Below are 5,413 nucleotides of genomic sequence, written 5' to 3'. Positions count from 1 at the left end.
AAAGATCTTTGCTGATAGTGCCAAAAAGCAAGCCCATGAGATGAATGGTATTCTTGCGTCTATGGATGATGAAGCACTTTATGGAAAAGAGCTTTATACCTATACATTCTCTAAAGCCGTGAAGAATGAACTCTTAGTTCCTTATAAGATTATTGTTTTAGGTGTTAATGAAGAGGAAGTCAGTGAATCCATTCAACATCTGATGACCGATGAGAATTATGAACTTATTCTGGATGATAAAACCAAGATCATAGGCTGTTATCAAGCCCTTAGCAAAATAGATCTGAAGATTGATTTGAGTGATGACCCTAACCCTATGCGGCGGGCTTTGGCTTTTTGTAGAGATATTAAGACCTCTGAACGTATCCGTGATACATTCAATTCTAAAGAAATACAGAAAGAATTGTCTGATATTCATAGGCTCTATAAAGAGACCGACCCTCTTCAGTGTACCTTTGCCCATATTGATGGAACACAAAGTGCCAAGAAGCGCAATGAAGCCCTTGATTGGTTAAAGGAAGATGCGGGGGAAAATACTTGCCGTGTGCTCACCAATGTAAGATGCCTTTCTGAAGGTGTTGATGTCCCTGCTCTTGATGCCATTATGTTTTTACACCCGCGTAAAAGCCAAGTGGATGTGATACAAGCGGTGGGGCGTATTATGCGCCGTGCCAAGGGTAAGAAGAGAGGCTATATCATTTTACCCGTTGGGGTACCAGCAGGGATTTCTGCTGAAGAGGCTTTAAAATACAACAAAAGATACAGTGTTGTCTGGCAAGTGATCAATGCTTTGCTTTCCCATGATGAGAACTTTGAAGTAACCCTTAACCAGATGATTTTAGGTCAAGACGTTAGTCATACTTTAGAGATTGTAGCCTTAAAGAGTATGACGACGGTTGAAGATAAAATCCATGTTTATGAGAGACCAGAAAGCGCGGGGCTTGATATTGGAAAAGCAGCCTATGAATCCCGTCATAGTTATAACGGGCAAATGAGATTACCCTTTTATAAAGAGTTTCCCAATGCCCTTAAAACCCTTTTGGCTAAGAAATTTACCCTTGCGGATTATTGGGGCATATGGGCTGGCAATGTCGCTGAGATTGCACAAAACCATATCAATCGTCTTAAAGAGATACTTTCTGATGAAACCAGTGAAGCCTATCATTGCCTTTGATGGGTTTTATAAAGAACTCAAAAACAACTTAAACAGTGAAATCAAACAAGAGGAAGCACTTGAGATGTTAGCACAGCATCTTGTCACGCGTCCCGTGTTTGAAGCTTTGTTTGATGGCAATGAATTTGTGCAAAACAATGCCATTTCTCAAGCCATGGAAAAGATCTTAGCTGAATTAGATAAAAGCAATATTGAAGAGGTATCAAAAGAGTTACAAGAGTTTTATGACAGTGTGAAATTCCGTGCCTCTGGCATTACCTCCCCCCAAGCAAGACAAAACCTTATTATTAAGCTTTACGAAGATTTTTTTGCCAAAGCATTTAAGAAAACCACCGATAGGCTTGGCATTGTTTATACCCCCGTTGGGGTTGTGGATTTTATCATTCATTCCGTTGATGAAGTGTTACGCAATGAGTTTGGAAAGAGCCTAGGATCACGTGGTGTCTCTATTCTTGACCCTTTTACGGGTACTGGTACCTTTATCACACGACTTTTACAATCCAATCTCATAAAACCAGAGGATATGGAATATAAATTCCGTCATGATATCCATGCCAATGAGATTGTTCTCTTAGCCTATTACATAGCAGCCATTAACATTGAATCGACCTATCATAGTCTTATGAAAGGCGAGTATATTCCCTTTAAGCATATTGGTTTAACTGATACGTTTCGGATGCTTGAAGAGAAAAATCTGCTACAAAAATTATTTAAAGCGAACAGTGAATATTTAGAACATCAGAAAAATCTGAATATCAAAGTTATCTTTGGCAATCCTCCTTATTCATTTGGACAAAAAAGTGAAAATGACAATGCAAAGAATACTCCTTATCCGATATTAGATAAACGTATCAGTGAAACTTATGCTGCTCAATCTAAAGCAAATAATGTTAATAGACTTTACGATAGTTATATTCGTGCTATTCGTTGGGCTAGTGATCGTATAAAAGACCGTGGTGTTATTGGTTTTGTGACAAATGCGGGTTTTGTAGATGCAAACTCTATGACCGGTTTACGCAAATGCCTTGTTGAGGAATTTAGCAGCCTTTATATTTTCCATTTGCGGGGGGATGCTCGGACTTCTGGAGAACAACGTAAAAAAGAAAGTGGTGGAATTTTTGGTGAGGGTTCTCGAGCCCCTATAGCTATCTCTATTCTTGTTAAAAATCCAGAATCTGAACAGCGTGGTAAGATATATTTCCGTGATATTGGAGATTATCTTAAAAGAGAAGAGAAGCTTACGATAATAGAATCTCTTGGAAGCATTGATGGCATTACACGGAGCAAAAAAGGTTGGAAAATAATTACACCAGATAAACATGGTGATTGGCTTGATCAACGCGATGACAGTTTTAACGCCTTCTTAGCCTTAGGTTACAAAAAAGAATATGATAAAAAACTATTTGAGACTTATTCCTGTGGTATTTCAACCAGTCGTGATGCTTGGGCGTCTAATGCGAGCTATGAGGCTCTATCACAAAACATGTATAATATGATTGTAGCTTGCCAGCAGGTTTTGTATATTTTGACACTAAATTTTGCACCAATTTATTTTTTTTTCAAAGTTTTTAAGGGTTTCTCAAAGATCATTTAAAGACCCTTTCATGAATCTCTTTGTTTTTTCCTAAAAGTCGCAATTGGTAATGATCAGTTCCTTAGCAGAAATAACATTATTGAGGAGCAGCATATATAAAATATGGCAACCTTTGTGTAGTCACTTGACTAAATTTTTTTAGATTTCTAGCACATCATTTAAAGACAGAAGAAATTTTCCTTTTCATTCAGCAATAATGCAAACACTACCTCACATTACTGTATCATCAAATCAAAGTGTGAATTTTACACTTTTATCTCATTTTTGCATGAGATATTTCATCCTACCCATATTCTATCCTACCCAATGCATACAAATTTATATAAATTGATCACTTTAGAGTAAGGTCTAAAATAAATTAATCAAATTTTGGCTATTCACCGAAATAAGATACTCTTTAAAATACTTTAAGCTTTTACCCTTTGCTAAAAAACACATATTTTCTTCTACGCAATAAAGAGAAAACCTTGGGTAAAATCGTATTTTATCAAGACAGCATTATCTCCCTATAAGATTTTATTCTATAAAATTAACATAAATATTATAGCAACTACAGAATATAATCCATTTTTTATTATAATAATCGATAAAATAATACATATTGATATATTTAAAATAATGAATTATATTAAATAAAAAATTAATTATACATTAAATATAAACCTAAATGATATTTATAAACAGGAGGAAAAAATGTTTACGGCATTACTTATAGCTATTTTTTCTATATCAACAGTTGTTGTACCTTTAATGGCAGCGCTTGTTCCTTTTTACCCTTAAAATAAGCTTTATCAAAAAAGTGAAGAGAAGGATGCACGCAGTGTTATTTATAGTTTTTCTGCCTTCATTATTATTAGGCCTTCTTTCTCTATTATTATAGTTATTAGATATTTTCTATCATTTTATGGAGAAACTTTTGATATTTTTGCTTTGGCATCAACTGCCAAGATGTTTATGCAATAGACAAAATATATCCTTTCTATAAAAAAGCTTCTCTTTTCAAGGACAATATAGAACACTTCTTTCCTTATTCAAAAAGTATGTGTACTTGCTAAACTTTCCCGTGCCACCTCTTTAATTGCGCGTGCACCAGTTAACGTCATAGCCACGCGCATTTCATTGGCAAACAGATCAAGGAGATGCATAACACCTTTTTCACCTGCTGCTGCAAGCGCATAAACAAAAGCACGACCAATCATAACAGCATCTGCACCTTGTGCTATCATACGTACAACATCAAGTCCAGAACGAACACCAGAATCTACTAAAATAGTCAAATCACCCTTTACAGCCTCTGCAATTGCTGGCAATGCTCGTGCTGTTGATAAGACACCATCAAGTTGGCGGCCACCATGATTAGAAACAACAATACCATCAGCACCAAATTGTGTCGCTTCTCGTGCATCCTCTGGATCAAGAATACCTTTCAGAATCATTTTTCCCTTCCAAAAGTCTCGAATCCACTGCAAATCATGCCAACCAATTGATCGATCAAAATTTTCTCCAAGCCAACCAACATAATCGTCCAATGCAATCTTCTTTTGCAAATAAGTAGAAACATTTCCAAGATCATGTGGACGCCCCATAATACCAACATTCCAAGCCCAATGTGGATGGATAAAAGCCTGCAAAAGACGACGCAACCCAGCATAAGGCCCAGACATTCCAGAATGTGCATCACGATAACGTGCTCCAGGAACCGGCATATCAACTGTAAAAACCAAAGTGCGTACACCAGATGCCCATGCTCGCTCTAATACATCACGCATGAAACCGCGATCTTTGAGAACATAAAGTTGAAACCAAAATGCACTTCCTACTGCTTTCTGTACTTCTGCAATGGAGCAAACTGAAACAGAGGAGAGGGTAAAGGGAATCCCTTTTGCAACAGCTGCACGCGCTGATTGTACTTCGCCACGACGCGCATACATACCCGTTAAGCCAACCGGTGCAAGTATAATAGGCAAAGCAAGTGTCTGACCAAAAATCTTAGTTGAAAGATCAACTTCACCAACTTCTCTCAGAATCCTTTGACGTAGAGCAAGTGTTTGCAGCTCTGTACAATTGCGTCGCATCGTTTCCTCAGCATAAGCTCCACCATCGATATAGTGAAAAAGAAAGGGAGGAAGTCGACGTTTAGCTGCTTTACGGTAATCAAATGTTGAAGAAATAATCATAAATAATACCACTGTTCTTAAATAAAAAATGAGACACACGGAAATTAATAAGAATTAATAACCAGTGCACTCCTCCACCCTTTTAGACGTTCTGCCAAAAACTCCATACGGTAGATGGAAGAAACTAAGATTGAAATTTAAAAAAACACATTGATGAAAACAATATCTTTATTGCTTTTTTTAAAATTAAGAATCTAACAGTAAGAAGCCTTCATCACTAACCTATAACGCAAAACTTATTAAGATATATCCAAGATTAAGGTGATAGGCTTTTTATAATCAATACTCTCTAAAAGAGACTCTTTTAACCATCTCTTCCAATTTTAAAGCAACACTCCTCATATAAGCTCTATAAATATCTCATATTCCAATTCATAAAAGTCATATAAATAACCTATTGAGTATTCATCACAAAAAACTTACGAAGATGAAGAAAACCTTTCACAGAATAAAATAAACAAGATATTG

1 protein-coding gene and 1 pseudogene are annotated in these 5,413 nt (G+C 36.4%); one reads left to right on the top strand and one right to left on the bottom strand.

Features of this window, described 5'->3' with window-relative positions:
* A pseudogene (locus BN200_RS07935) lies at positions 1 to 2,672 on the top strand (helicase-related protein); the annotation flags it as partial.
* Positions 2,673 to 3,799: 1,127 nt separating this feature from the next.
* Here the strand turns inward: BN200_RS07935 and lldD are convergent.
* Positions 3,800 to 4,945 carry an FMN-dependent L-lactate dehydrogenase LldD gene (gene lldD, locus BN200_RS07930; protein WP_019222031.1) on the bottom strand — a complete coding sequence of 382 codons (1,146 nt, stop codon included), beginning with the start codon at positions 4,943 to 4,945 and terminating at the stop codon, positions 3,800 to 3,802.
* Positions 4,946 to 5,413 lie beyond the last annotated feature (468 nt).

This window comes from Bartonella senegalensis OS02, from assembly GCF_000312545.1.
In the GTDB taxonomy this organism is placed as follows: Bacteria; Pseudomonadota; Alphaproteobacteria; order Rhizobiales; family Rhizobiaceae; genus Bartonella; species Bartonella senegalensis.
This window is presented reverse-complemented; position numbering and strand designations above follow the sequence as displayed.